The following is a 22,059-nucleotide window of genomic DNA, read 5'->3' as shown; positions in this document are numbered from 1 at the left end:
GCGGTTCCTCCCTGGAGGAGCTCCATGGAGGAGGAACCGCTCTCAGCCCGCTGGGGGGCGGCTACGGGCGGTCCGGCTGCTCCGGTTGCGCCAGCGCGGGGACCGGGTTCGTCAGCGGCTCCCGGGCCGCGACCGGTGCGGGAGCGGGCCCGGGCTCCTCACCGGAGGGGGCGTGCGCCGGGACCGGCGCGGAGGGCGCGTCCTGGGCGGGAGCAGGAGCAGGAGCGGGAGCGGGAGTGGGGCGTCCCGCGTCCGTGGGAGCGGGGTCCGGGGAGGCGGGGGTGGCCTCCGCCGGGGCGGCGTCCCGGGCGGCGTCCGAGGTGGCCGCGCCCGTCCGTGCGGGGAGCGCTGCCGGTACGGCCCCCTTCGTCATCACCTGGACGGCCGTCGGCAGGGGGCCCTTCGCCACCACCTGCACCGGGGTCGGTGCCGGGCCCTTGGTCATCAGCCGGACCGGAGCCGGCGCGGGCTCCTTCGCCGGCACGGCCGCGGGTTCGCCCTTCCGCTGCGCGGGCTCGGCCGGTGCCGCCACCGGCTTCTCGTCCAGGTCCGCGGGCAGCGGCTCCGGTGTGCCGTCCGCCCCGTCCGGCTCGGGGACCGTCTCCCCGTCCGCCGGTGTCGTCCGGGGCGGCAGGAGGGCGAGCACCGCCTCGCGGTGCGCCTCGGGGGCCGCGTCGTCGAAGGGGTTCGGCGTCGCGGGGACCTGGAGGCGGTGGACGGGGCCGCTGCCGAGGCGGGCGTAGCCGCGGCCGGGCGGGGCCTGGTCGACGGGGGTGGACCGGGGCGGGGCGCCCAGGGCCGTCTGCAACTGGTCGGCCGTCGCCGGGCCGAGGACCATGCGGGCACGGGTGTGCTGGCGGACCGGTTCGGCCAGGGCGTCCAGCGCGTCGAGCTGGTCGGCGACGACCACCGTCACGTTCGCCGGCCGGCCGTGGCGCAGGGGGACCTGGAGCAGGGTCTGCGGATCCTTGCGGTCGTCGGCCGCGGCCAGGTGGGTGAAGGCGGTGGGGCGGTCGACGAGGACCCAGAGCGGCCGCCTGGTGTCCTCGGGCGGCGGGTGCCCCGCCTGGTGGGCCCGGTTGGCGGCGATGAGACGGCGTTCCGTCTCGGTCGCCGCCCACTCCAGGCTCGCCGTGGCGCCGGCCAGTCCGCACTCGACGGCCAGCACGCCGTCGCGGCCGGTCAGGCAGGCGTACTCGCCGGTGCCGCCGCCGTCCACGATCACCACGTCACCGTGCTGGAGGGCCTGCAGGGCGATGGACCGCAGCAGCGTGGAGGTGCCGCTGCCGGGCTGGCCGAGGACCAGCAGATGCGGCTCGGTGGAGCGCAGGCCGGTGCGCCAGACCACCGGGGGGACGTCGCGCTGCCGCTCGCCGGAACCGACGGGAAGGGTGCGCCGCACCTGCGCGGAGTCGGTGAAACCGAGGACGGTCTCGCCGGGTGCGGTGACGAAGCGCTGGGCGGTGATGTCGACGGGGAGCGGCGGCAGCACCCCGAGCGTCAGCTGGTTGCCCTCCTCGTCCCACGTGAAGTGGTACTCGCGGCCCCGGCCGGACTTGGCCGCGAGGAGGTGCTCGATGCGCGCCCGGGACTCGGCCTCGCCGTCGGTGAAGTACGCCGGGTAGCGCACCACCAGCTGGGAGACGCGGCCCGCGCCGTCGAAGGCGTAGGTGGGGAAGGCCTTGTCCCACGCCCCGCCGTGCGCGTACAGCGGCTCGGGGTCCTCGGCGGTGGAGAAGTACGGCACCAGCGCCTCGTACAGCGACTTCAGGCGCTGGGTCTGCGACTCGTCGGGCCCGTCGGGTGCCGCCGGTGTGCGGTCCCTGCCCTGCCAGGCCGCGGCCGCCATCAGGGTGATGGCGGCCAGCAGCGGCCCGTACGGCACCAGTGCCACGACCAGGACGACCGAGGCGACGAGGAACAGCAGCGCTCCCCGTCTCTCCTTTGGTGTCTGCGCCCACCTGCGCCGCCCGGCTCCGGCCAGCCGGCGCAGACCGCGCGCGATCGTGATCAGCGGATGGAGGACGTCCGTGGCGCTGTCGGCGGCCGTCCGGGCCAGCTCCCGGCTGCGGGCGAGCTGCGCGCCGCCGTTGCTCAGGATGCGGGGGAGGGGGCGCCGGGCCACTACTGCCTCCAGTGGGTGCGTACGGGCGGGATGCGTACGGGGAGCGGGGTCGTCAGAACTTGATTCCGCCGAGGAGGCTCGCCAGGCTCTCGCCGCCCGCCTTGATGCTCGGCGCGATGGCCGTGCTGGCGAGGTAGAAGCCGAAGAGCATGGCCACCACGGCGTGTGACGCCTTCAGTCCGTCCTTGCGGAAGAAGATGAAGACGACGATGCCGAGCAGGACCACGCCTGAGATCGAGAGGATCATGTGAGTTCTCCTGGTTCGCGGGGACAGTCACCATGAGTACTTCCAGGCTCACAGCATGTATCCATACGATAAAAGGTGCAACTGGGTGAAAACTGGACTATTTCCCCCGGTCGGCGGAGTGGTCCCCGGGCGCGGGCGAGCCGGGCTGTTGCGCCGCCCGCCGTCTGCGGTGATCTTTACCTCGGGCACATCGGGTCATGTGCCGCGCGAGCCAGTACCCTGGCGATTCACTCGTACGGCTGCGGCACGCGCAGGCGTACGCACCCGATGTGACGCGTAGTGGAGAGGCGGTCCGACCGATGACCGAAGTCCCCGACCCCGAGGTCGTGGAGCTGGCGACCAAGATCTTCGATCTGGCCCGGCGGGGACGGACCGAGGAACTCGTGGCGTACGTCGACGCGGGCGTCCCGGCCAACCTCACCAACGACCGCGGCGACTCGCTCGTGATGCTCGCCGCCTACCACGGCCACTCCGACGCCGTGCGCGCCCTGCTCGGGCGCGGCGCCGACGCGGACCGGATCAACGACCGGGGCCAGACACCGCTCGCCGGAGCGGCCTTCAAGGGGGAGACGGACGTCGTCAAGGCCCTCCTCGAAGGCGGAGCCGACCCGTCCGCCGGCACCCCCTCGGCGGTCGACACCGCGCGCATGTTCGGCCGGACGGAACTGCTCGAACTGTTCGGCGAGCTGTGACACGACCGGTCTGACCTGGAACGACACGGAAAACGGGGGAGGCGGTACGAGGCCGCCGAAATTTCGGTCGCGGCGGACGGAAGCGCCGGGTCATCATGACGACGTGGTTCACGGACGTGATGGCTGGGCAGGAGTTGCCGCACCGCGCGGGCCGTGACGCGGTCCGCAGGGGCCACCGACGAGAGGCAGAGGAAGATGGCTTACAGCAAGCAGGAAACGGCGGGCACTCCGACGTGTTGTCGCGCGGCCAGGTAGTACACGTCCCCGGTTGCGTCGACGCTTGATGTGAGGCTGTTTCCCATGTTCGATCCGGTCATAGCGCCCAGCGGTACGCTGCTCGGCCTGCTCCAGCGGGGCCGCGGCGACGGCACACTGCACGCGCTCACCGCCCCGCGCCCCGAGGCGCTCGCGGCACTGAACCACTGCGTGCTGCGCGATCCCCGCCACGACTGGCAGGTGGAGAACCGCTCCCTCTACTACGCCCGCCTCTACCTCGACCTGAACGGCGAAGTGGACGAGATCGAGGCGCACCTCTTCGGTGCCGAGGACGTCCTGGACACCGAAGAGTCCCGCACCGGGCTCGCCCTCGCCGTCCTCGGGCACCTCGCCTCCTACGGCCGGCGCGACGCGCTCCACCTGCTGCGCCGGTACGCCGCCCACGGCTCCAACTGGGCCTGGGCGCTCGACGAGCTGGCCCTCAGGGACGACGACGCGGGTCTGCGCGCCCTCGCCGCCCCCGTCCTCGCCCGCTTCGCCACCGACCCGGAGGGCGAGGCCGAGCTGGCCGCCACCGTCCGGGACGCCTTCGAGCCCCGCCCCTGGCGGTTGTGGGCCGAGGATCCCCGGGAGTCCGTCTCCGCACGCGTGCGTGCCGCCCACGAGGCCGGCAGTTTCGACCGCTGGCAGCGCCAGCTGCGGCCGACGGGACCACGCCCCGGGTGGAGCGTGCAGGCCGTCTTCGACTGGGCCCAGCAGGGCATCGACCGGGGCGCCGCACTCCATGTGCCGGCCGCCCGCTGCCTGAGCGCCGTCGCGGGGCCCGAGGACCGTGCCGAGATCCTCCTGGCGGCCGAGGCCGGCGGCGACGGGGCCCGCTGCACGGCCCTGCGCTACCTCGCCGACACGGGCGACCCCGACGCCCTCGACCTGATCGAGAAGGCCGTGTCCTGCGGGACACCGCTGGTCGTCGACGCCGCCGTCGACGCCTTCGAGCGCATGCGCACGCCCGTCGCCGTCGACCGGGCGCGCGGCTGGGCCCGGCGGCCCGACGCGCTGGGCGCCGCCGCCGGGCGCGTCCTCGCCTGCCGCGGCGGCACCCGGGACCGCGACCTCGTCCTCGCCGCACTGCGCGAGGCCGTACGGGGCGAAGGCCCCGACGCCCCCACCCTGTGGACCCTCGTCGACGGCACCGGACGGCTCGGCATCGCCTGCGCCGCCCCCGTGCTGCGGCACATCTACCGCGAGACCGCCTCCTCCCACCTGCGCGGCCGGGCCGCCCGGGCCCTCGCCGCCACCGACCCCGCCTTCGGCACCGGCTTCGCCGTCGAGTGCCTGTGGGACTGCGAGGAGACCACCCGCGAACTCGCCGCCCGGCACGCCGAGACCGGCGACGCGCGCGTCGTGGAACGCCTGCGCCGGCTCGCCGCCGACCCGGCCGAGGAGGCCGAGGTGCAGACGGCCGTCCGCAGCCGGATCGGTCCCGGGGAGACCACGGTGTAGCCCCTCCAGCACCACACCGGGGCCGCGGCACGCCGCGCGGATGCCCGTCCGGTGGCTTCCTGGCCCCCCCCTGATGTGAACGGCGCGGCCCCCTGCGCGCTCCCGATCACACGCCGCGCCGCCGACCGCAGCCGCGCCTCCCGTCGGCGTCGCCCCGGGCCCGCGCCCGGCGGCAGGCCCCCCGCGCCCGTGTCGTGCCCGGTCGCCCCCGCACCGCTCCGGCTCCCCGCAGGTCCGGGACGCCCTCGCCGGACACTGTGCCGCCGACCTCATGACGAGTTGACCGCCGGTCATCTCGCCCCTCAGAGACCCCGACCATCCCGGGCGACTCAGCGGCGGCGTACCGCCACGAAGCGGACCGGTATACCGGGAGACGCCTGGGCGGCGGCCGGGAGGTCGGCCGTGCGGACCACGGCGATCACCGGGTAGCCGCCCGTGGTCGGATGGTCGGCCAGGAACACCACCGGCCTGCCGTCCGGCGGGACCTGGACGGCGCCCAGCACCATCCCCTCGCTGGGCAGCTCCCCGGCCCGGGCACGCTCCAGGGCGGGCCCCTCCGTGCGCAGCCCGATGCGGTTGCTCGCGGAGGACACCCGGTACGGGCGGGAGAGGAAGGTGCGGACGGCGTGCGGCGTGAACCAGTCGTCGCGCGGCCCCGGCGTCACCCCGAGGACCAGTTCGGCCGGCGGCGCCGGCTGCGGGGCGACGTCCACGCGCGCGTGCACGCCCGTCGGCCGCCCCAGGGGCAGTACCGCCCCGTCCGTGAGCGGCGGCGGACCGAGCCCCGACAGCAGGTCGGTCGAGCGGCTGCCGAGCACGCGCTCGACCGCGACGCCCCCGCAGACGCCCACGTAGGTCCGTACGCCGGTCAGGGCCCGGCCGATGTCCAGCAGCGCGCCGGCGGGCACGCGCAGCGGCGCGCCCCAGGCCGCGGGCCGCCCGTCCACCGTGACGCGGCAGGGCGCACCGGCCACGGCCACGGTGACGTCCGAGCGGGGCCGCAGCGCGCAGCCGTCGAGGGTCGTCTCCAGCACGGCCGCCCCGGGCGGGTTCCCGGTCAGCCGGTTGACGAGGTCCGCCGCGGGACGGTCCAGGGCGCCGGAGCGCGGGACGCCGAGGTGGGCGTGGCCGGGCCGGCCGAGGTCCTGCACGGTCGTGAGGGCCCCGGCCCGTACGACGGCGAGCGCCCGGTCGGTCATGACCCCGCCTCGGGGACGAACCGCACGCGGGTGCCCGGCGCGAGCAGCGCGGCCGGCACGCGCGCGTGGTCGAACAGCACGGCGTCGGTGGTGCCGATCAGCTGCCAGCCACCGGGCGAGGAACCCGGGTACACGCCCGTGTACGGCCCCGCCAGCGCCACCGACCCGGCCGGGACGGCCGTGCGCGGGGTGGCGCGGCGCGGGACGTCGTAGCGGGACGGCAGCCCCGTGAGGTAGCCGAAGCCCGGGGCGAAGCCGCAGAACGCGACCCGGAACTCCGTCCCGGCGTGGATGCGGGCGACCTCCGCCTCGGACACGCCCCAGTGCGCGGCGACGTCGGCCAGGTCCGGGCCGTCGTAGCGCACCGGGATGCGGACCACCTCGCGCGCGGGCGGGGGAGCGGGCGGCAGATCGGCGGCGGTGAGTTCGGCGGCCAGCCGGGCGGGGGAGTCGAGGCCGTCCAGCAGGACCGTACGGGCCGCCGGCACGATCTCGCGGGCGGACAGCGAGCCCTCGGCGCGGCGGCGCAGCAGCTCGGCGTGCAGGGCCTGGGCCTCGTCGACCGAGGAGACCTCGACCAGCAGCGCGTCCTCGCCCGCGGGCAGCACGTTCATGCGAAGGCCTCCACGTCGACCCCCGAGGCCTCCAGCCGCCGGCGGACCCGGCGGGCCAGGTCCACCGCGCCGGGCGTGTCGCCGTGCAGGCAGAGGGAACGCGCGCGTACCTCGATGCGCGTGCCCGAGCGGGCGACGACGCCGCCGGCCCGGGCCAGGTCCACCGACCGCGCGACGACCTCCTCGGGGTCGCTGACCACGGCACCCTCCTCGGTGCGCGGCACCAGGGTGCCGGCGTCGGTGTAGGCGCGGTCGGCGAACGCCTCGGTGACGGCCGGGAGTCCCGCCTTCGCGGCCAGGTCCAGCAGGCGCGAACCGGGCAGGCCCAGCACCGGCAGGGTGGCGTCCGCGAGGAGCACGCCGTCGACGACGGCGGCGGCCTGCTCCTCGTCGTGCACGACCCTGTTGTAGAGCGCGCCGTGCGGTTTGACGTAGGCGACGCGGGCGCCCGCCGCGCGGGCGAACACCTCCAGGGCGCCGATCTGGTAGGCGACTTCGGCGGCCAGTTCGGCGGGCGGCACGTCCATCGCGCGCCGCCCGAACCCGGCCAGGTCCCGGTAGGAGACCTGCGCGCCGATCCGGACCCCGCGCGCGGCCGCCAGCTCGCACACCCGGCGCATCGTGACCGGGTCCCCGGCGTGGAAGCCGCACGCCACGTTGGCGCTGGTGACGACGGACAGCAGCCCTTCGTCGTCGGTGAGCCGCCAGCGGCCGAAGCCCTCGCCCAGGTCGGCGTTCAGATCGATGCAGGCCATGGTTCCAGTGTCTCCTCTCAGAGCACGCGGTACTGCTCGTCACGGGCGTCGGTGAGGAACATCTGCCCCGGCGCGTGGGTCAGGGCGAACGGCGGGCGCGAGGCCATGACGGCCGCCTGCGGGGTCACCCCGCAGGCCCAGAACACCGGGATGTCGTCCGGCTCCGCGTCCACCGGGTCGCCGAAGTCGGGACGGCCCACGTCGCGGATGCCGAGCCCCGAGGGGTCCCCGCAGTGCACGGGAGCGCCGTGCACCGCCGGCAGCAGGCTGGTCTCCCGGATCGCCGCCGCCAGGTGCCGCGGCGGCACCGGCCGCATCGACACGACCAGCGGGCCGTGCAGCCGCCCCGCCGGCCGGCACTGCCGGCTCGTCACGTACATCGGGACGTTGCGCCCCTGCTCGACGTGGCGGATCGGCACGCCGGCCTCGCCCAGCGCCGCCTCGAAGGTGAAGCTGCACCCGATGAGGAACGACACCAGATCGTCCCGCCAGTGGGCGCGCACGTCGGTCGGCTCGTCGACCAGCTCGCCGTCCCGCCACACCCGGTAGCGCGGCAGGTCCGTGCGCAGATCGGCGCCCTCGGCCAGCACGGTCGTCCAGGAGCCGGCGTCGGTGACGTCGAGGACGGGGCAGGGCTTGGGGTTGCGCTGGCAGAACAGCAGCATGTCGTAGGCCCAGTCGGCGGGCACGGAGATCAGGTTGACCTGGGTGTGGCCCGCCGCGACCCCGGCCGTGGGCCCGGTCAGGCCGTCCCGGAAGCGGGCCCGGGCCGCTGCCGGGCTCCACGCGCGCGCGTCCTCGTCGACCAGGAGCAGGGGACGGTCCTCGGTGCTCGTACGGTTCATGTCAGCTCCGTCCCGCGCGTCTCCGGCAGGCCCAGCAGGGCCAGTGCCGCGATGCCGTAGCCGATCGCGCCGAAGACCAGCGCGCCGCCCACGCCCCAGCTGTCCGCCAGGAAGCCCACCGTCGTCGGGAACACGGCACCCACCGCGCGCCCGGTGTTGTACGTGAAGCCCTGCCCGGTACCGCGCACCGCCGTCGGGTACAGCTCGCTCAGGTAGGAGCCGAAGCCGCTGAAGATCGCCGACATGCAGAACCCGAGCGGGAAACCCAGCACCAGGAGCAGGGTGTTGGCGCCGCTGGGGATGTTCGCGTACGCCAGGATGCACAGCGCCGACAGCAGCGCGAAGAGCCAGATGTTGCGCCGCCGGCCCAGCTTGTCGGTGAGGTAGCCACCCGTCAGGTAGCCGATGAAGGCACCGGAGATGAGGAACGTCAGATAGCCGCCGGTACCGACGACCGACAGGTCGCGCTCGGACTTCAGGTACGTCGGCACCCAGGTCGCCAGCGTGTAGTAGCCGCCCTGCACACCGGTCGAGAGCAGTCCGGCGAACAGCGTCACCCGCAGCAGGCCCGGCTTGAAGATGGCCGTGAACGACCCCTTCTCCGCGCTCTGTTCACGGGCGGCGGCCGCCTCGGGCGCGTCGTGGACGCTGCGCCGCAGCCAGATCACCAGCAGCGCCGGCAGCGCCCCGGTCCAGAACATGATCCGCCAGGCCAGGTCGTCACCGGCCAGGGAGAACACCACGGTGTAGACGATCACGGCGAGCCCCCAGCCCACCGCCCACGAGCTCTGCACCGCGCCCAGCGTGCGGCCCCGGTTCCGGGCGCTCGCGTACTCGGCGACCAGGATCGCGCCGACCGCCCACTCGCCGCCGAAGCCGAGGCCCTGCAGGGCGCGGAAGACCAGCAGCGTCTCGTAGTTGGGCGCGAAACCGCAGGCGACGGTGAACACCGCGTACGTGATCACGGTGATCATCAGCGCCTTGACCCGGCCGACGCGGTCGGCGAGAACGCCCGCGAGGGCGCCGCCGACCGCCGAGACGACCAGGGTGACCGTCGTGAACAGGCCCGTCTGGCCGCTGTCCAGGCCGAAGTACGCGGACAGCGCGACCATGCTCAGCGGGAGCGTGAAGTAGTCGTACGAGTCGAGGGCGTAGCCGCCGAAGGCGCCGGCGAAGGCGCGGCGGCCGCGCGGGCCCAGGGCGCGCAGCCAGCCCAGCGCTCCGGCGTCCGGGCCGGGTCCGGCGGCCCTGCCGGGCGGGTCGTCGGTCAGTGCCTGCGGTGGAGGGGTCGTGCTCATGGGCACCTCGCAGAGTGAGGACGGAGGGTGCTTCGGGAGTGAGCCGTGCCGTGCGAAGCGGTCGGCGCCGGGGTGGGGCCGCGGCGCCTTGTCGAGCACCGTAGAGGATTGTTCAACGATCCCTCAATACCCATGTTGGTTGTTCCTGTGATGTGCGATTGAATTCCGGCATGGCAGAGCAGTTGAAGGACCTCGCCGACGACCGGGCCCTCCTGGGGCGCACCAGCACCGCGGAACGCGTCTCGGACATCCTCAGGAGCCGCATCGCCGAGGGCTACTTCCCGCCCGGCACCCGGCTGTCGGAGGACAGCATCGGCGGCGCGCTCGGCGTCTCGCGCAACACGCTGCGCGAGGCGTTCCGGCTGCTCACGCACGAACGCCTGCTCGTCCACGAGTTGAACCGGGGGGTCTTCGTTCGGGTGCTGACCGTGGAGGACGTCGAGGACATCTACCGCACCCGCCGGCTCGTCGAATGCGCGGTCGTGCGCGGTCTCGGCGACCCGCCCCACCCCCTCGACGGCCTCGCGGGCGCGGTCGAGGAGGGGCAGGCCGCCGCCCGGGAGGGCGACTGGAAAGGGGTGGGCACGGCCAACATCCACTTCCACCGGGAACTGGTCGCCCTGTCGGGGAGCGAGCGCACGGCCGAACTGATGCGCAGCGTCTTCGCCGAACTGCGCCTGGCCTTCCACGTGGTGGACGAGCCGCAGCCCCTGCACGAACCGTACATCGCCCGAAATGTCGCCATCCTGCACGCCCTTCAGGACGGCGACCGCGACAAGGCCGAGAGCCTCCTCGCCGGCTACCTCGACGACTCGCTCCGGCGCGTGGTCGAGGTCTACCGGCGGCGGGTCGGCGACGACGGCTGAGCCCCGGCCGCCCCGGCCGCGGGGGAGGCGTCCGCGTCGTTTGGGCCGATGTCAGACACAGGACCTAGTCTGTGCACCGTGACTTCGCCTGCATCGACGGACAGCGTTCCGCCCCAGCTCAGCGCGGGGCCGCGTCCCGCTCCGGGGCCGGCCGCCGACGAGGGCCTGGCGCGGCGCCTGCGCGCGCTCGCCTGCACCGCGCCCCTGCACGACCTGGACGCGCGCAAGGCCAACCTCGCGGGTGAGTACTCGGTGTACGGCATGGCGGAGGTGGCCCTCGCGGCCATCGACCTCGTCACCCTGAACATGGACTTCGACACGGGCGCCGACCACGACCAGATCGTCGCCCGTCTCGTCCCGCGCATTGCCGCGCAGGCCCCGCGGCGCCCCGCCGCCGAGCACGAGCGGGTGGCCCGCTGGGTCCTGGAGAACCTGATCAACGTCGGCAGCGTCGACCGCGGCTTCCGCGCCGTGTACGGCACGTTCGGCGCGGACGGCACGTACGTGCGGCGCGACTACGACTTCAAGCTGATCGAGGAGGTCCCCGGCCCGGGCGGCACCGTCTACCTCCGCACGACGGACGAGGCGGTCAACGTCCTCGTCGGCGCCCTCGACACGGACGTCACCAGCGCGCAGATCGCCGCCGAGGTCAAGCTGGAGGTGCTGATCAGCCGCGGCCGGCTCGCCGACGCCCAGCTCGCCGCCGAGCAGGCCCGCTACCGCACCGTGCAGTACTCCGAGACCCTGCGCCGCGCCCTGGAGGCCACCCGGCGCAACGTCCGCGCGGTCGACTGGCTCACCGCCGTGCCCGACATGATCGCCGAGGCCCTGGAGCACGTCGCCGACCGCTACCGCCACGAGAACGCGATCCTCACCAACATCCGCAAGGCGCGGGACGAGTCCGAGGACCCGGAGAACAAGCGCCGCGCCGCCGAGCTCGTCGACATCGTCAAGGACTGCATCCGGCGCCACACCCAGCTGCAGTCCCGGCTGCTGGAGGCCGGGCCCCTGTTCCGCGCCGAGCAGGACCGGCAGGCCTTCGCCACGCCCGCGGCCGGCTCCGGCACGGACCTGTACGGGCACCTCGTCGTGCCCGTCCTGCCGCTGCCGCTGGAGCAGGCCGTGCGGGTCACGGACGCCTTCTTCGGCCGGGGCACCGGGCTGCGCACGCCAGTGTCCGTCCGGGTCACCGACCTGGTCGACATCCTGCTCACGCCGCCGGTCGAGCGGGAGCACCTCGGTGCCGAGATGCCCGAGCCGGACCTCATCGCCACCCCGGACGACAGCCGGTTCAGCGAGGAGCAGATGGCAGCGGCGCAGGAGCTGCTCGACCTGCCGGCCGACGCGCCGCGCCGGCTGTCGGGGCTGCTGGCCGAGGCCCGCCGCCGCGACCCCGACCTGCCCTACCTGGTCGCCCTGCTGGCCGTGCACGCGGCCAGCCCGCCGGTCGGCACCGCCTACCGGCAGGGCGAGCAGAAGCTGCTGTTCGCCGTGGACGACGGCACGGAGCTGGAGGACGAGGAGTTCGGCGGGGCGGACCTGATCGTCGGCACCGCCCTGCTGGACGCGGCGGGGATGGCAGCGGACCGGACGGAGGCCGCGTGATGCCTCCCCCGGTGGCCGGCTGCGGCGCCGTCGTGGCCGGCCGCGCAGTTCGCCGCGCCCCTGAGGGCGTAACCCGTCTCGTCTACCAGGTCAAGGAGTTCACGCCGTGAGCGAGCACGTCGAGTGGAGTGCGCCGGACGGTCCGGCCCCCGCGGCCACCGCCCCCGTCACCCCCGCCGACGCCGCCGACGCGGCGCGGCTCGTGTCCTTCGGACTGCAGCCCAAGCTCCAGCCCGCCCGCGACCAGGAGTACGCGGACCTGCTGCGGCGCTACCGCGAGGACCCGCCGTTCGCGCGGCTCGCCGACGCCGTGGCGACCGGGCTCGGGCTCATCGTGCTGGAGGTCTCCCCGCGCGCCGGCATGGCCGTGACCGCCGCCGAGGACTCGGTGTTCGCCGTCCGCATGGGCGACTACGCGCGTCGCACCTCCGCCGACGGCGGCGACCGGTTCCTGCACGGACTGGCCCATCTCGCCGTCGCCGCCATGGCGTTCCCGCGCCCCGAGGACCTCGCCGACGACGGCTACATCGGCCGCGTCACCGTCAACGGCGTCGACGCCTTCGTCCGCCAGGCCTGCCACCGGCTGGAGGAACGCGCCGCCGAGCAGGGCGAGAACACCGACCCGGTCACCGACGCGCCCGGCCTGGAGGCCGCCTGGCGGATCTGGGCCCGGCGCAGCGCCACCGGCGCCACCAAGGACGCCCGCCGGCTCGCCGGCTCGACCACCGGCATCGTCGCCAAGGCCGTCGCGTTCCTCACCGACTCCGGTTTCCTCCAGCGCACCGGCGACGACAACGGCGGCACCTACCGCACCACCGCCCGCTACCAGCTCCAGGTCCGCGACCTGGCCGGCAGCGCCGCGCTCGCCGAACTGCTGGAGCTGGGCATCGTCCCCGTCACCGACGGCACCCCGACGCTCCTGCCCCCCGAGGAGGGCGACGACCTGGAACTGGTCGCCGACGCCGGACTGCCCTTCCACTCCTCCTGACCGACACCCACCCCCCACTCACGAAGACTTACGAGAGTCCGCCATGTACGAGCTGTCCCGGGTCCGCCTCTACTCCATCGGGCCCGCCGGCGCACGGTACGCCGACACCGTGCTCGACCTGCGGGGCGTGGGCGACATCGTGCCCGACCCCGCGCCCACGCAGGCGGAGTTCTTCGAGGAGGAGCCCGTCGGCCCGCCCCGCCGCCCCGCCCCCGCGGGCGTGCTGTTCCTGGAGAACGGCGGCGGCAAGTCCGTACTGCTCAAGCTGATCTTCTCCGTGATGCTGCCGGGCCACCGCAACACCCTGGGCGGCGCCAGCTCCGGCGTGCTGCGCAAGTTCCTCCTCGCCGACGACTGCGGTCACGTCGCGCTGGAGTGGCAGCACGTGCTGACCGGCGAGTGCGTCGTCGTCGGCAAGGTCAGCGAGTGGCGCGGACGGCAGGTCTCGAACGACCCGCGCAAGTTCGCCGAGGCCTGGTACTCCTTCCGGCCCGGGCCGGGGCTGAGCCTGGACAACCTGCCCGTCGCCGAGTCCACCGCCGTACGGGCCCCCGCCGAGGGCCAGTCGGGCGCCCGCGGACGACGCCGCACGATGAAGGGGTTCCGCGACGCCCTCACCGAGGCCGGCAAGACCTACCCGCACCTGGAGGTGCACTGGGAGGAGATCCACGACCGCTGGATCGAGCACCTGGGCGACCTCGGCCTCGACCCCGAACTGTTCCGCTACCAGCGGGAGATGAACGCCGACGAGGGCGAGGCCGCCGGCCTCTTCGCGGTGAAGAAGGACGCCGACTTCACCGACCTGCTGCTGCGTGCCGTCACCGACACCCGCGACACCGACGGCCTCGCCGACCTGGTCAGCGGCTTCGGCAACAAGCTGGGCCGGCGCGCCGAGCTGATGGCCGAACGGGACTTCACCGCCGGGTCGGTGGACCTGCTCGGGCGGATCGTCGAGGCCGCCGACGCCCGCGCCCGCGCACGTGACGTCCACGCCGGGGCCGAACGCCGCACGCGCACCCTGGCCCGCCGGCTGTCCGCCCGGGGCGTACGGGAACGGGCCCGGGCCGCCGACCTGGCCCAGCGCGTCACGGCCGCGGCGTACGCCGTCACGCACGCCGAGTCGGCCCGCGAACGCAGCGCCCTGATCTCCGCCGAACTCGCCTACCGGCACGCCTCCCTGGCGCTCGCCGCCGCCGAGAAGTCCGCCGCCGCGCAGAAGCGCGAGCTGGCCGACGCCCGCACCCTGTACGCGGCCTGGCAGGCCGCCGAAGCCGTCCTGCGCCACCGCGCGGCCTCCGACCGCGCCGCCCGCGTGTCCGCAGCGATCCAGGAGGCGGAGCGGGACGCGGCCCCGGCGCTGGCCGCCCGCGCCAAGGCGGCCGTCGACCTCGTACGGGCCCTGCACGCCGCCGCGGAGAGCGCCGAGGGCCTCGCCAACGAGGAGGAGGAACGCTCCGCGGCCCTCCAGGAGGTCAGCGACGCGGCCTACCGCGACTCCACCGCCGCCGCCACCCAGGCGCAGCGGGCCCGCAGCGAGATCGGGCACCTCAAGCAGCGCCTCGCCGAGGTCGAGCAGGAGACCGCCGAAGCGGTCCGGGCCGGCTGGCTCGACGACAGCGCGCCCGACGCCGACCCGGCCCGGGCGGCCCTCGCCGCCAGCGACGCGGAGAAGACCACCGTCGCCGCCTGGGACTCCGCCCGCGAAGCCGCCCGCCGCGCCGCCGAACACGCGCGCGAGGCCGCCGCCACCGAGTCCCGCGCGGAGCTGACCGCCGCCCGCGCGGCCGACGCGGCCACCGCGGCGGAGCGCTCCTACGACGCCGAGCGCCGCACCGCCGAGGCGCTGGCCGGGGAGGAGCGGCTCGCCGCCCTGCTCGGCCTGGCCCCCGAGGCCCGCCCGGGCATCCCGCAGCCCCGCCACGGCGCCGACCACGAGCCCGCCCCCGCCGCCCCGCAGGGCGAGCAGGGCCTCACCACCGAGGAACTCGACCGCTCGGCCGAGGACCTGCGCGAGCTGCTCGACGACGCCGTCTCCTCCGCCGAACGGCAGCTGTTCGACCTGCGGACGGCCGCCGCCGACGACGCCCGCATCCTCGGCGCCCTCGGTGACGGCGGGCTGCTGCCGCCCGGCCCCGACGTGCTCGCCACCGTCGAGTTCCTCGGCGAGCACGGCATCCCCGCGCTGCCCGGCTGGCGCTACCTGGCCCAGGCCGTCGACCCGGCGGACCACGCCCGCGTCCTGGCCGCCCGCCCCGAACTCGTCGACGGCGTGATCATCACCGACCCCGGGTCCCACGCCCGCGCCCGGGAGGCCCTGGGCGACGCGGCGCTCCTGCCGAGGTCCGCCGTCGCGGTCGGCACGGCCGCCGCCCTGCTCGCCCCGACGCCCGCCCCGGACACCGACGACGGCGGCGTGTTCCTCGTCCCGCCGAACCCCGCCATGCACGACGAGCACGCCGCCGACGAGGAACGGCAGGCACTGCGCGCCCGCGCGGCCGAGCGCGACGAGGAGATCCGCACGCTCGCCGCCCGGCTCGGCAAGGACCGCGAACTCGCCGCCCGGCTCGCCTCCTGGCGCACCGGCTGCCCGGCCGGCCGGCTCGCCGAACTGGCCCGCGCCGCGCACGACGCCCGCGCGTTCGCCGAGGAGTCGGAGGCCGAGCTGGCCGAGGCACGCACGGTGCGGGCCGAGGCCGACGAGACCGCGGCGGAGGCCGCGCGGGTCCGCGACGAGCGGCAGGAGGCCGCCCAGAAGGCCCGCCGCTCCGCCGACGCCCTGGCCGGTCTCGCCTTCCGGCTCCGCGAGCGCGCCGGCTGGCAGGTGAAACTGCGGGAACTGGCCGACGAGGCCGCCGAGTCGGAAGCCGGCGCACAGGCCTGCCTGGACCGGGCGAGGGCCGCCGACGAGGACCGGCGCGGCGCCCAGCGCGCCGCCGACGACGCCCGCCGCACCGCACGCGCCCTGCGCGCCGAGCGCGCCGAGATCGCCGGCGCCCCGGACGACGTGCCCGAGGACGGCACCCACGCCCCGAAGGCGTCCCTGCCCGCGCTGCGCGAGGCCTACCGGGCCGCCTCCCAGCTGTACGAGAAGGTTGGTGTCGGGGCCGACCTGCGGGCCGAGCAGGCCCGCGCCGAGAGCGACGAGAGCGCCGCCCGCGCGGAGCTCGACCGGCTCAGCAACAAGGTCCGCACGCGCGCGGAGCAGCTCCTCGAATCACCCGACGGCTCCGACGGCCCCAGCCGCCAGGCCGCAGCCGCCCGTGCCGAGGAACTGGTGCAGCTCCTGGAGACGCGGATGTCCACCGCGAGCGAGCAGCTCGGCCGGCTGCGCGGAGAGGCCGAACGCCTCGCCCCGCAGGACGGCGACACCCACACCGACCTGCCGGAGGAGCTCCAGCCGCGCGACGCCGAGCACGCCCAGACCCTGCTGCGCACGGCGACGGCCGAACTCGCCTCCCGCACCGAGGCGCTGGACCGCGCCCGCGACGCCCACGCCGAACTCCTCGGCGCGCACCGCGCCGCCGAGGACGCGGCGAGCGGCTTCGACGAGATCGCCGCCATGCTCCGCGACCTGCTGCGCGAGCACGGCACCGAGGAGGAGCAGGAGGAGACGGAACCGTACCCGGGCAGTCCCGAGGAGGCCCGGCAGGCCGCCGCCGAGGCCCGCCGCTCGCTGCGCGGCTGCGCCGCCGACCTGTCGGCCGCCGAGGCCGCGGTCCGCGAGGCCAGTGACGTCCTCGTCCGGCACGCCAACTCCACGCGCTACGAGCAGGTCCGCACCCCGGCCCGCCAGCAGATCCGCGAACTGCCCGCGTCCGCGCTGCCCGAGCACGCCCAGAAGTGGGCGGACGCCTTCGCACCCCGGCTGCGGGTCCTCACCGACGAGCTGGAGCAGCTGGAGCGCAACCGCGAGTCGATCGTGGACCGGCTGCGCGGGCTGGTCGAGTCGGCGCTGGCCACCCTGCGCTCCGCCCAGCGGCTCTCCCGGCTGCCGGAGGGGCTCGGCGAGTGGTCGGGCCAGGAGTTCCTCCGCATCCGGTTCGAGGAGCCCGACCAGGCGACCCTCACCGAGCGGCTCGGCGAGGTCGTCGACGAGGCGACCCGTGCCGCCGTCCGGAAGAACTCCGATCTGCGGCGCGACGGCATGTCGCTGCTGCTGCGGGGTGTCGCCGCGGCCCTGCAGCCCAAGGGCGTCGCCGTCGAGATCCTCAAGCCGGACGCGGTGCTGCGCGCCGAGCGCGTCCCCGTCGGGCAGATGGGCGACGTCTTCTCCGGCGGCCAGCTGCTGACCGCCGCCATCGCCCTGTACTGCACGATGGCCGCGCTGCGTTCGAACGACCGCGGCCGCGACAAGCACCGGCACGCGGGCACGCTGTTCCTCGACAACCCCATCGGCCGTGCCAACGCCACCTACCTGCTGGAGCTCCAGCGGGCGGTGTCGGACGCCCTGGGCGTGCAGCTGCTGTACACCACGGGTCTGTTCGACACGACCGCGCTGGCCGAGTTCCCGCTGGTCATCCGGATGCGCAACGACGCCGACCTCAGGGCGGGCCTGAAGTACATCAGCGTCGAGGAGCACCTCCGCCCGGGCCTGCCGCAGCAGCCCCAGGCGGGGGAGGCGGTCCGCAGCGAGATCACCGCGACCCGCATGTACAAGCGGCCGGCGCCCACGACGTCCTAGCGGGGCCGGACCCGCGCGGCCGGACCCGCCGGTCGCGCGGTCCAAGCACGGCTCCCCGAGGGTGCGAAACACCGGCGGGGAGCCGGCCGTGGACGGCGCGTCAGTTCACGAATGCGACAACTGCCCGGCCGCCGCACCGCGTCGGCGTATCCGCCCCTGGGCCCGCTCGGCGACGCGCGCCCGGCGCCGGGCCAGGCGCCGCTCCCGCCGCAGCGCCCGTGCCGTGCTGCTCGGTACGGAGACCACGCCGTGGCGCTGGTTCCAGACCTGGCGCGTCACCCACACGTCGAGGGCGCCCCAGGTGGCCGCGATCGTGCTGACCACGCTGCTGATCACCATGGGGAACGCGAGCCAGGAGCCGGCCATCGTGCACAGGAACGCCACCATGGCCTGAAGCAGCGTCACGGCGATGAGCAGCACCGCCCGGACGGCCGCCGTACGGACCGGATCCGGCAACCTGCGCCGCCGCGCCGGCTCCTCGACCCACAGCGGCCGGTAGGCGGACTGGCCGGGTGCTTCCCGAGTCCGTTCCCCGGCGCGGGTGCCGGTGCCGGACGCCGCCGTCCCGGCAGCCGGGACCGGATCGTCGCGATCGATCAGCCCGGGGGCCGGATGCCCCGTCACCTGCGCCCTTGCGACCTCGGGCGCCTCGCGCCGTTCCGCCGTGCCCATCACCGTGTCACTCCCCACCGCCGGCAGCCCTCTCACCCGCATCCGAAGACACGTACTCCCCAGTGGCTGCCCGGCTTGCGCTGTATTACGCCGCCCGGGTCCGGGATGCGGCCTCAGCGGCCGATTCCGTCCCCAATTCACGTAGAGAAGGACGAACGACCCGTCACGAAGATTCCCGGAACCGAAAAATTCCGGCCAACCACCTTGGCCGAGTGGGGGGATGGCCCGGACCGTCACCGCCGGTTCCGGGGAGACAACTCCCGCAATGGCCGGACAACTCCCCATGCCGGGCACGGGGTGTGGAACTTCGGCCTCCGGGCCGGTCTTCGAGTTCCCGCCGCAGCGGTAGTAGGCTCGCGCCGTTTGTTGACGCACACGTGTACCCCCGGTAGCCCCGGGGGCCGAGCTGGGGGAGGCCATGCGCTTTCGCGGGAAGTCCATCCGCCGGAAGATCGTGGCGCTGCTTCTCGTGCCGCTGGTGTCCCTGACCGCGATCTGGGCCTTCGCCACGATCCTCACGGGGCGTGAGGCGAGCGACCTGTTCCAGGTGTCGACCGTGGTGGAGGAGATCGGGTACCCGATCGAGGACACCGTCCGCGTCCTCCAGGAAGAACGCCGTCAGACCCTGGTCCACCTGGCCGACCCCCGGGCCTCCGACGGGCTCGCCGCACTGCGGCGCAGCCGCACCGCGACCGACGAGGCCGTCGCCGGCATCCGCGGCAACGCCCGCGACCCGGACGTGCGCGACGCGATGGGCGCGGACACCCGCGAGCGGCTGACCGCGGTGCTGGACGCCTTCGAGGGCATCGACTCGCTGCGCCGCAGCGTCGAGGACGGCACCGTCGACCGCGCGCAGGCCCTCGACCTCTACAACCGGCTGGTCGACCCCTGCTACGTCCTGCTCACCAATCTGCACGTCGTCGACAACATCGAACTCGACAAGCAGTACCGCGCCCTGGTCAACCTCGCCCGCGCCCGCGAACTGCTCTCCCGCGAGGACGCCCTGCTCGGCTCCGCCCTCGTCGTCGGCCGGATCTCCCGCGCGGAGAGCCGCGACGTCTCCGACCTCGTCGCCCAGCGCGCCCTGATGTACGACGTCAACCTCCAGCTGCTGCCGGTCGCCGAACGCGACCGCTACGACCGCTTCTGGAAAAACGCTTCCTCCGCCCCGCTGCGCGTCGCGGAGGAAGCCGCCCTCGAACCGGGCGCCGGAACGCCCCGCGGTGTCACCGCCAAGAGCTGGGACAGCGCGGCCGGCCACGTGCTGGACGAGCTCGCCACCCTCAACGACCAGGCCAACGACCGCTATCAGGACCGCGTGCACCCCGTGGCCGTGGGCGTCATCGCCAAGGCCGTCATCGCGGGCGCGCTCGGCCTGATCGCCCTGCTGCTCTCCCTGTTCCTGTCGGTGCGCGTCGGCCGCTCCCTCATCCGCGACCTGCGCCAGCTCCGGCTGGAGGCGCACGAGGCGTCCGGCGTGCGCCTGCCCAGCGTGATGCGCCGCCTCTCCGCGGGCGAACAGGTCGACGTCGAGACCGAAGTGCCGCGCCTGGAGTACGACAAGAACGAGATGGGGGAGGTCGGCCAGGCCCTCAACACCCTCCAGCGCGCCGCCGTCGAGGCCGCCGTCAAACAGGCCGAACTGCGCGCCGGCGTCTCCGAGGTGTTCGTCAACCTCGCCCGCCGCAGCCAGGTCCTGCTGCACAAGCAGCTCACCCTGCTCGACGCGATGGAGCGCCGCACCGAGGACACCGAGGAACTCGCCGACCTGTTCCGCCTGGACCACCTGACGACCCGCATGCGGCGGCACGCCGAGGGCCTGGTGATCCTCTCCGGCGCCGCGCCCTCCCGCCAGTGGCGCAAGCCCGTCCAGCTCATGGACGTCGTCCGGGCCGCCGTCGCCGAGGTCGAGGACTACGAGCGCATCGAGGTGCGCCGGCTGCCCCGGATCGCCGTCACCGGCCCGGCCGTCGCCGACCTCACGCACCTGGTGGCGGAACTCCTGGAGAACGCCACGGTGTTCTCCCCGCCGCACACCGCCGTGCAGGTGGTCGGCGAGCGCGTCGCCAACGGCTTCACCCTGGAGATCCACGACCGCGGCCTCGGCATGGCCGCCGAGGCGCTCCTGGACGCCAACCTCCGGCTCGCCGAGACACCCGAGTTCGAACTGTCCGACACCGACCGGCTCGGCCTGTTCGTGGTCAGCCGCCTCGCCCAGCGGCAGAACGTCCGCGTCTCCCTGCAGCCCTCGCCGTACGGCGGTACGACCGCCGTCGTGTTCATCCCCGACGCGCTGCTGACGGACGACGTGCCCGACACCAACGGCCTGGGGTTCCGGCTCGACCGCCCCCGGATCGCCCCCGAGAGCGAACCGCAGGACGCGCGGCGCGGGGCGCTCTCCCCGGCCTCCGCGCAGCGGCCGGGCCTGCCGGCCTCCCTGCTGGACGGGCCGATCGAACTGGAGGCGCCCGTCGGCCTCGATGGCTTCCCCGGTGCCCTGGACGAGGACGGCGAACAGGGCGGTCTGTTCCGGCCCCGCCGCCACTCCCTCGTCCGGGCCGAGGACGACCTCGCGGACGGGACTGCCGACCCGCACCAGCAGGGCGCCGACGCCCGGGCGGCGCGGGAGCGCACCGACGCCGGCAATGAACTGGCCGCCCCCGTCCCGCTGTCCCGCCGGCACACCCCCAAGCTGGTCAGTTCCCACGGCCGTCCCGTCACCGACCAGCGCCCCCGGCGCGCCCGGACCGACGACGACCCCGGTGCGAGCCGGAACGACCCCGCGACGGCCCTGCCCGCGCGGCGCCGCACCGACGGCCCGCGCGGCGAGGCGCAGCCGGACACGCCGCCGCCCCTGCCGGCCCGCCGCCGGGGCGCGGACTCCGCCCGCCGGGGCATCGGCGCGGCGGCCCGGGGCGAGGACCCCGCCGCGGCACCGGCTCCGCCCCCGGGCGACCGGTCCGAACCGTCCGCCCTGCCCCGGCGCGCCCGCCGCCCGGACCCCGCCGCGCCCACCGGTCCCGCCGCCGACGGCGGTGACACCCGCGGCACGCGGGACGTGCCCGGCACGGGCGACGTCCCGGGCGCCACGCCCCTGCCCCGCCGGGTCCGGCAGGCCAGCCTCGCCCCGCAGCTCAAGCGGAGCGCCGAGCCCCGCGCGGAGGACGGGGCCGGGCCCGCCGAGCGGGACGCCGAGGAAGTACGCAGCCGTATGGCCTCGCTCCAGCGCGGCTGGCAGCGCGGCCGTCAGGAGAACGCCGCGGGCGACGCCGCCGACGGCGGCACAGCACCGCAAGGAACGACAGAGGGGGACGGTCGATGACCGCACCGAAGCCGACCGGCCACACCGCGACCGACAAGGGCGAGCTGAACTGGCTCCTCGACGACCTGGTGGACCGGGTCGCGAGCATCCGCAAGGCGCTCGTCCTCTCCGGCGACGGACTGCCGACCGGGGTGTCCAAGGACCTGACCCGGGAGGACAGCGAGCACCTGGCGGCCGTGGCCTCCGGGTTCCACAGTCTCGCCAAGGGCGTGGGCCGCCACTTCGAGGCCGGCAACGTCCGCCAGACCGTCGTCGAGCTCGACGACGCCTTCCTGTTCGTGACCGCCGCCGGCGACGGCAGCTGCCTGGCCGTCCTCTCGGACGCCGACTCGGACGTCGGCCAGGTCGCCTACGAGATGACACTCCTCGTCAAGCGCGTGGGTGTGCATCTGGGCGCCGCCCCACGCACCGATCTGCCCGCAGGCGGGTAG

General features: G+C 75.0%; 15 protein-coding genes and 1 pseudogene. 8 read left to right on the top strand and 8 right to left on the bottom strand.

Annotation, left to right across the window (positions count from 1 at the left end; all coding sequences use genetic code 11):
• Positions 1 to 475: 475 nt before the first annotated feature.
• Positions 476 to 2,125, bottom strand: a pseudogene (locus tag ACZ6ZN_RS28175) (hypothetical protein); the annotation flags it as partial.
• A 52-nt stretch (positions 2,126 to 2,177) separates the two neighbouring features.
• Entirely contained in the window at positions 2,178 to 2,372 is a 195-nt protein-coding gene (locus ACZ6ZN_RS28170) for a hypothetical protein (protein WP_030843336.1), read from the bottom strand.
• Positions 2,373 to 2,671: 299 nt separating this feature from the next.
• On the opposite strand from ACZ6ZN_RS28170, the gene ACZ6ZN_RS28165 reads away from it, so the two are divergent.
• Together ACZ6ZN_RS28165 and ACZ6ZN_RS28160 are read left to right on the top strand one after the other, a co-directional pair.
• Complete coding sequence (locus ACZ6ZN_RS28165; protein ID WP_398110761.1) at positions 2,672 to 3,064, top strand: ankyrin repeat domain-containing protein; 393 nt, start codon at positions 2,672 to 2,674, stop codon at positions 3,062 to 3,064.
• Between the two features lie 300 nt (positions 3,065 to 3,364).
• Positions 3,365 to 4,783: a HEAT repeat domain-containing protein gene (locus ACZ6ZN_RS28160; RefSeq protein ID WP_469650563.1), complete on the top strand. Its 1,419-nt coding sequence runs from the start codon at positions 3,365 to 3,367 to the stop codon at positions 4,781 to 4,783.
• Between the two features lie 329 nt (positions 4,784 to 5,112).
• Here ACZ6ZN_RS28160 and ACZ6ZN_RS28155 read toward each other — a convergent pair whose 3' ends face one another.
• Genes ACZ6ZN_RS28155 through ACZ6ZN_RS28135 form a run of 5 tightly spaced genes read right to left on the bottom strand, consistent with a single transcriptional unit; the run spans position 5,113 to position 9,494 of the window.
• Positions 5,113 to 5,982 (bottom strand): 5-oxoprolinase subunit C family protein, encoded by an 870-nt coding sequence (locus ACZ6ZN_RS28155; protein ID WP_469650561.1) that lies wholly within the window; start codon positions 5,980 to 5,982, stop codon positions 5,113 to 5,115.
• Positions 5,979 to 6,596 (bottom strand): 5-oxoprolinase subunit PxpB, encoded by a 618-nt coding sequence (pxpB, locus tag ACZ6ZN_RS28150; RefSeq protein ID WP_469650558.1) that lies wholly within the window; start codon positions 6,594 to 6,596, stop codon positions 5,979 to 5,981. The genes ACZ6ZN_RS28155 and pxpB overlap by 4 nt, the downstream gene beginning before the upstream one ends.
• Positions 6,593 to 7,351: a LamB/YcsF family protein gene (locus ACZ6ZN_RS28145; protein ID WP_398110765.1), complete on the bottom strand. Its 759-nt coding sequence runs from the start codon at positions 7,349 to 7,351 to the stop codon at positions 6,593 to 6,595. The genes pxpB and ACZ6ZN_RS28145 overlap by 4 nt, the downstream gene beginning before the upstream one ends.
• Positions 7,352 to 7,368: 17 nt before the next feature.
• The gene (locus tag ACZ6ZN_RS28140; RefSeq protein ID WP_469650555.1) at positions 7,369 to 8,196 is read right to left on the bottom strand and encodes a putative hydro-lyase; all 828 of its coding nucleotides are present in this window, start codon (positions 8,194 to 8,196) and stop codon (positions 7,369 to 7,371) included.
• A complete protein-coding gene (locus ACZ6ZN_RS28135) occupies positions 8,193 to 9,494 on the bottom strand; it encodes an MFS transporter (protein WP_398110767.1) in 1,302 nt (433 codons plus the stop codon). The genes ACZ6ZN_RS28140 and ACZ6ZN_RS28135 overlap by 4 nt, the downstream gene beginning before the upstream one ends.
• A gap of 170 nt (positions 9,495 to 9,664) precedes the next feature.
• On the opposite strand from ACZ6ZN_RS28135, the gene ACZ6ZN_RS28130 reads away from it, so the two are divergent.
• From ACZ6ZN_RS28130 to ACZ6ZN_RS28115, 4 genes are all read left to right on the top strand, one after another.
• Positions 9,665 to 10,360 carry a GntR family transcriptional regulator gene (locus ACZ6ZN_RS28130; protein ID WP_469650553.1) on the top strand — a complete coding sequence of 232 codons (696 nt, stop codon included), beginning with the start codon at positions 9,665 to 9,667 and terminating at the stop codon, positions 10,358 to 10,360.
• A gap of 78 nt (positions 10,361 to 10,438) precedes the next feature.
• On the top strand, positions 10,439 to 11,965 hold the full coding sequence (locus tag ACZ6ZN_RS28125; RefSeq protein ID WP_398110769.1) for a hypothetical protein: 1,527 nt from the start codon (positions 10,439 to 10,441) through the stop codon (positions 11,963 to 11,965).
• Positions 11,966 to 12,071: 106 nt separating this feature from the next.
• Positions 12,072 to 12,953, top strand: coding sequence for a hypothetical protein (locus tag ACZ6ZN_RS28120; protein WP_398110770.1), 882 nt, complete (start codon positions 12,072 to 12,074; stop codon positions 12,951 to 12,953).
• A 43-nt stretch (positions 12,954 to 12,996) separates the two neighbouring features.
• Positions 12,997 to 17,634: a hypothetical protein gene (locus ACZ6ZN_RS28115; RefSeq protein WP_469650550.1), complete on the top strand. Its 4,638-nt coding sequence runs from the start codon at positions 12,997 to 12,999 to the stop codon at positions 17,632 to 17,634.
• Between the two features lie 105 nt (positions 17,635 to 17,739).
• Here the strand turns inward: ACZ6ZN_RS28115 and ACZ6ZN_RS28110 are convergent, their stop codons facing one another.
• Positions 17,740 to 18,306, bottom strand: a complete 567-nt coding sequence (locus ACZ6ZN_RS28110; RefSeq protein WP_469650547.1) for a hypothetical protein — start codon at positions 18,304 to 18,306, stop codon at positions 17,740 to 17,742.
• Between the two features lie 418 nt (positions 18,307 to 18,724).
• Here ACZ6ZN_RS28110 and ACZ6ZN_RS28105 point away from each other — a divergent pair, with 418 nt between their 5' ends.
• Both ACZ6ZN_RS28105 and ACZ6ZN_RS28100 read left to right on the top strand, forming a co-directional pair.
• Positions 18,725 to 21,628: a nitrate- and nitrite sensing domain-containing protein gene (locus tag ACZ6ZN_RS28105; protein WP_469650544.1), complete on the top strand. Its 2,904-nt coding sequence runs from the start codon at positions 18,725 to 18,727 to the stop codon at positions 21,626 to 21,628.
• Positions 21,625 to 22,059, top strand: coding sequence for a roadblock/LC7 domain-containing protein (locus ACZ6ZN_RS28100; protein ID WP_369198626.1), 435 nt, complete (start codon positions 21,625 to 21,627; stop codon positions 22,057 to 22,059). The genes ACZ6ZN_RS28105 and ACZ6ZN_RS28100 overlap by 4 nt, the downstream gene beginning before the upstream one ends.

It is taken from the genome of Streptomyces sp. NPDC053665, assembly GCF_055585285.1.
Note: the sequence above shows the minus strand (reverse complement) of the source record. Positions and strands in the feature narration are given on the sequence as shown.

Bases quoted from the DNA above. Each gene is read 5' to 3' on its own strand.
- ACZ6ZN_RS28115 (WP_469650550.1), top strand. From the start codon at position 12,997: ATGTACGAGCTGTCCCGGGTCCGCCTCTACTCCATCGGGCCCGCCGGC.
- ACZ6ZN_RS28140 (WP_469650555.1), bottom strand. From the start codon at position 8,196: ATGAACCGTACGAGCACCGAGGACCGTCCCCTGCTCCTGGTCGACGAG.
- ACZ6ZN_RS28155 (WP_469650561.1), bottom strand. From the start codon at position 5,982: ATGACCGACCGGGCGCTCGCCGTCGTACGGGCCGGGGCCCTCACGACC.
- pxpB (WP_469650558.1), bottom strand. From the start codon at position 6,596: ATGAACGTGCTGCCCGCGGGCGAGGACGCGCTGCTGGTCGAGGTCTCC.
- ACZ6ZN_RS28135 (WP_398110767.1), bottom strand. From the start codon at position 9,494: ATGAGCACGACCCCTCCACCGCAGGCACTGACCGACGACCCGCCCGGC.
- ACZ6ZN_RS28105 (WP_469650544.1), top strand. From the start codon at position 18,725: ATGCGCTTTCGCGGGAAGTCCATCCGCCGGAAGATCGTGGCGCTGCTT.
- ACZ6ZN_RS28160 (WP_469650563.1), top strand. From the start codon at position 3,365: ATGTTCGATCCGGTCATAGCGCCCAGCGGTACGCTGCTCGGCCTGCTC.
- ACZ6ZN_RS28110 (WP_469650547.1), bottom strand. From the start codon at position 18,306: ATGGGCACGGCGGAACGGCGCGAGGCGCCCGAGGTCGCAAGGGCGCAG.
- ACZ6ZN_RS28165 (WP_398110761.1), top strand. From the start codon at position 2,672: ATGACCGAAGTCCCCGACCCCGAGGTCGTGGAGCTGGCGACCAAGATC.
- ACZ6ZN_RS28145 (WP_398110765.1), bottom strand. From the start codon at position 7,351: ATGGCCTGCATCGATCTGAACGCCGACCTGGGCGAGGGCTTCGGCCGC.
- ACZ6ZN_RS28130 (WP_469650553.1), top strand. From the start codon at position 9,665: ATGGCAGAGCAGTTGAAGGACCTCGCCGACGACCGGGCCCTCCTGGGG.
- ACZ6ZN_RS28100 (WP_369198626.1), top strand. From the start codon at position 21,625: ATGACCGCACCGAAGCCGACCGGCCACACCGCGACCGACAAGGGCGAG.
- ACZ6ZN_RS28170 (WP_030843336.1), bottom strand. From the start codon at position 2,372: ATGATCCTCTCGATCTCAGGCGTGGTCCTGCTCGGCATCGTCGTCTTC.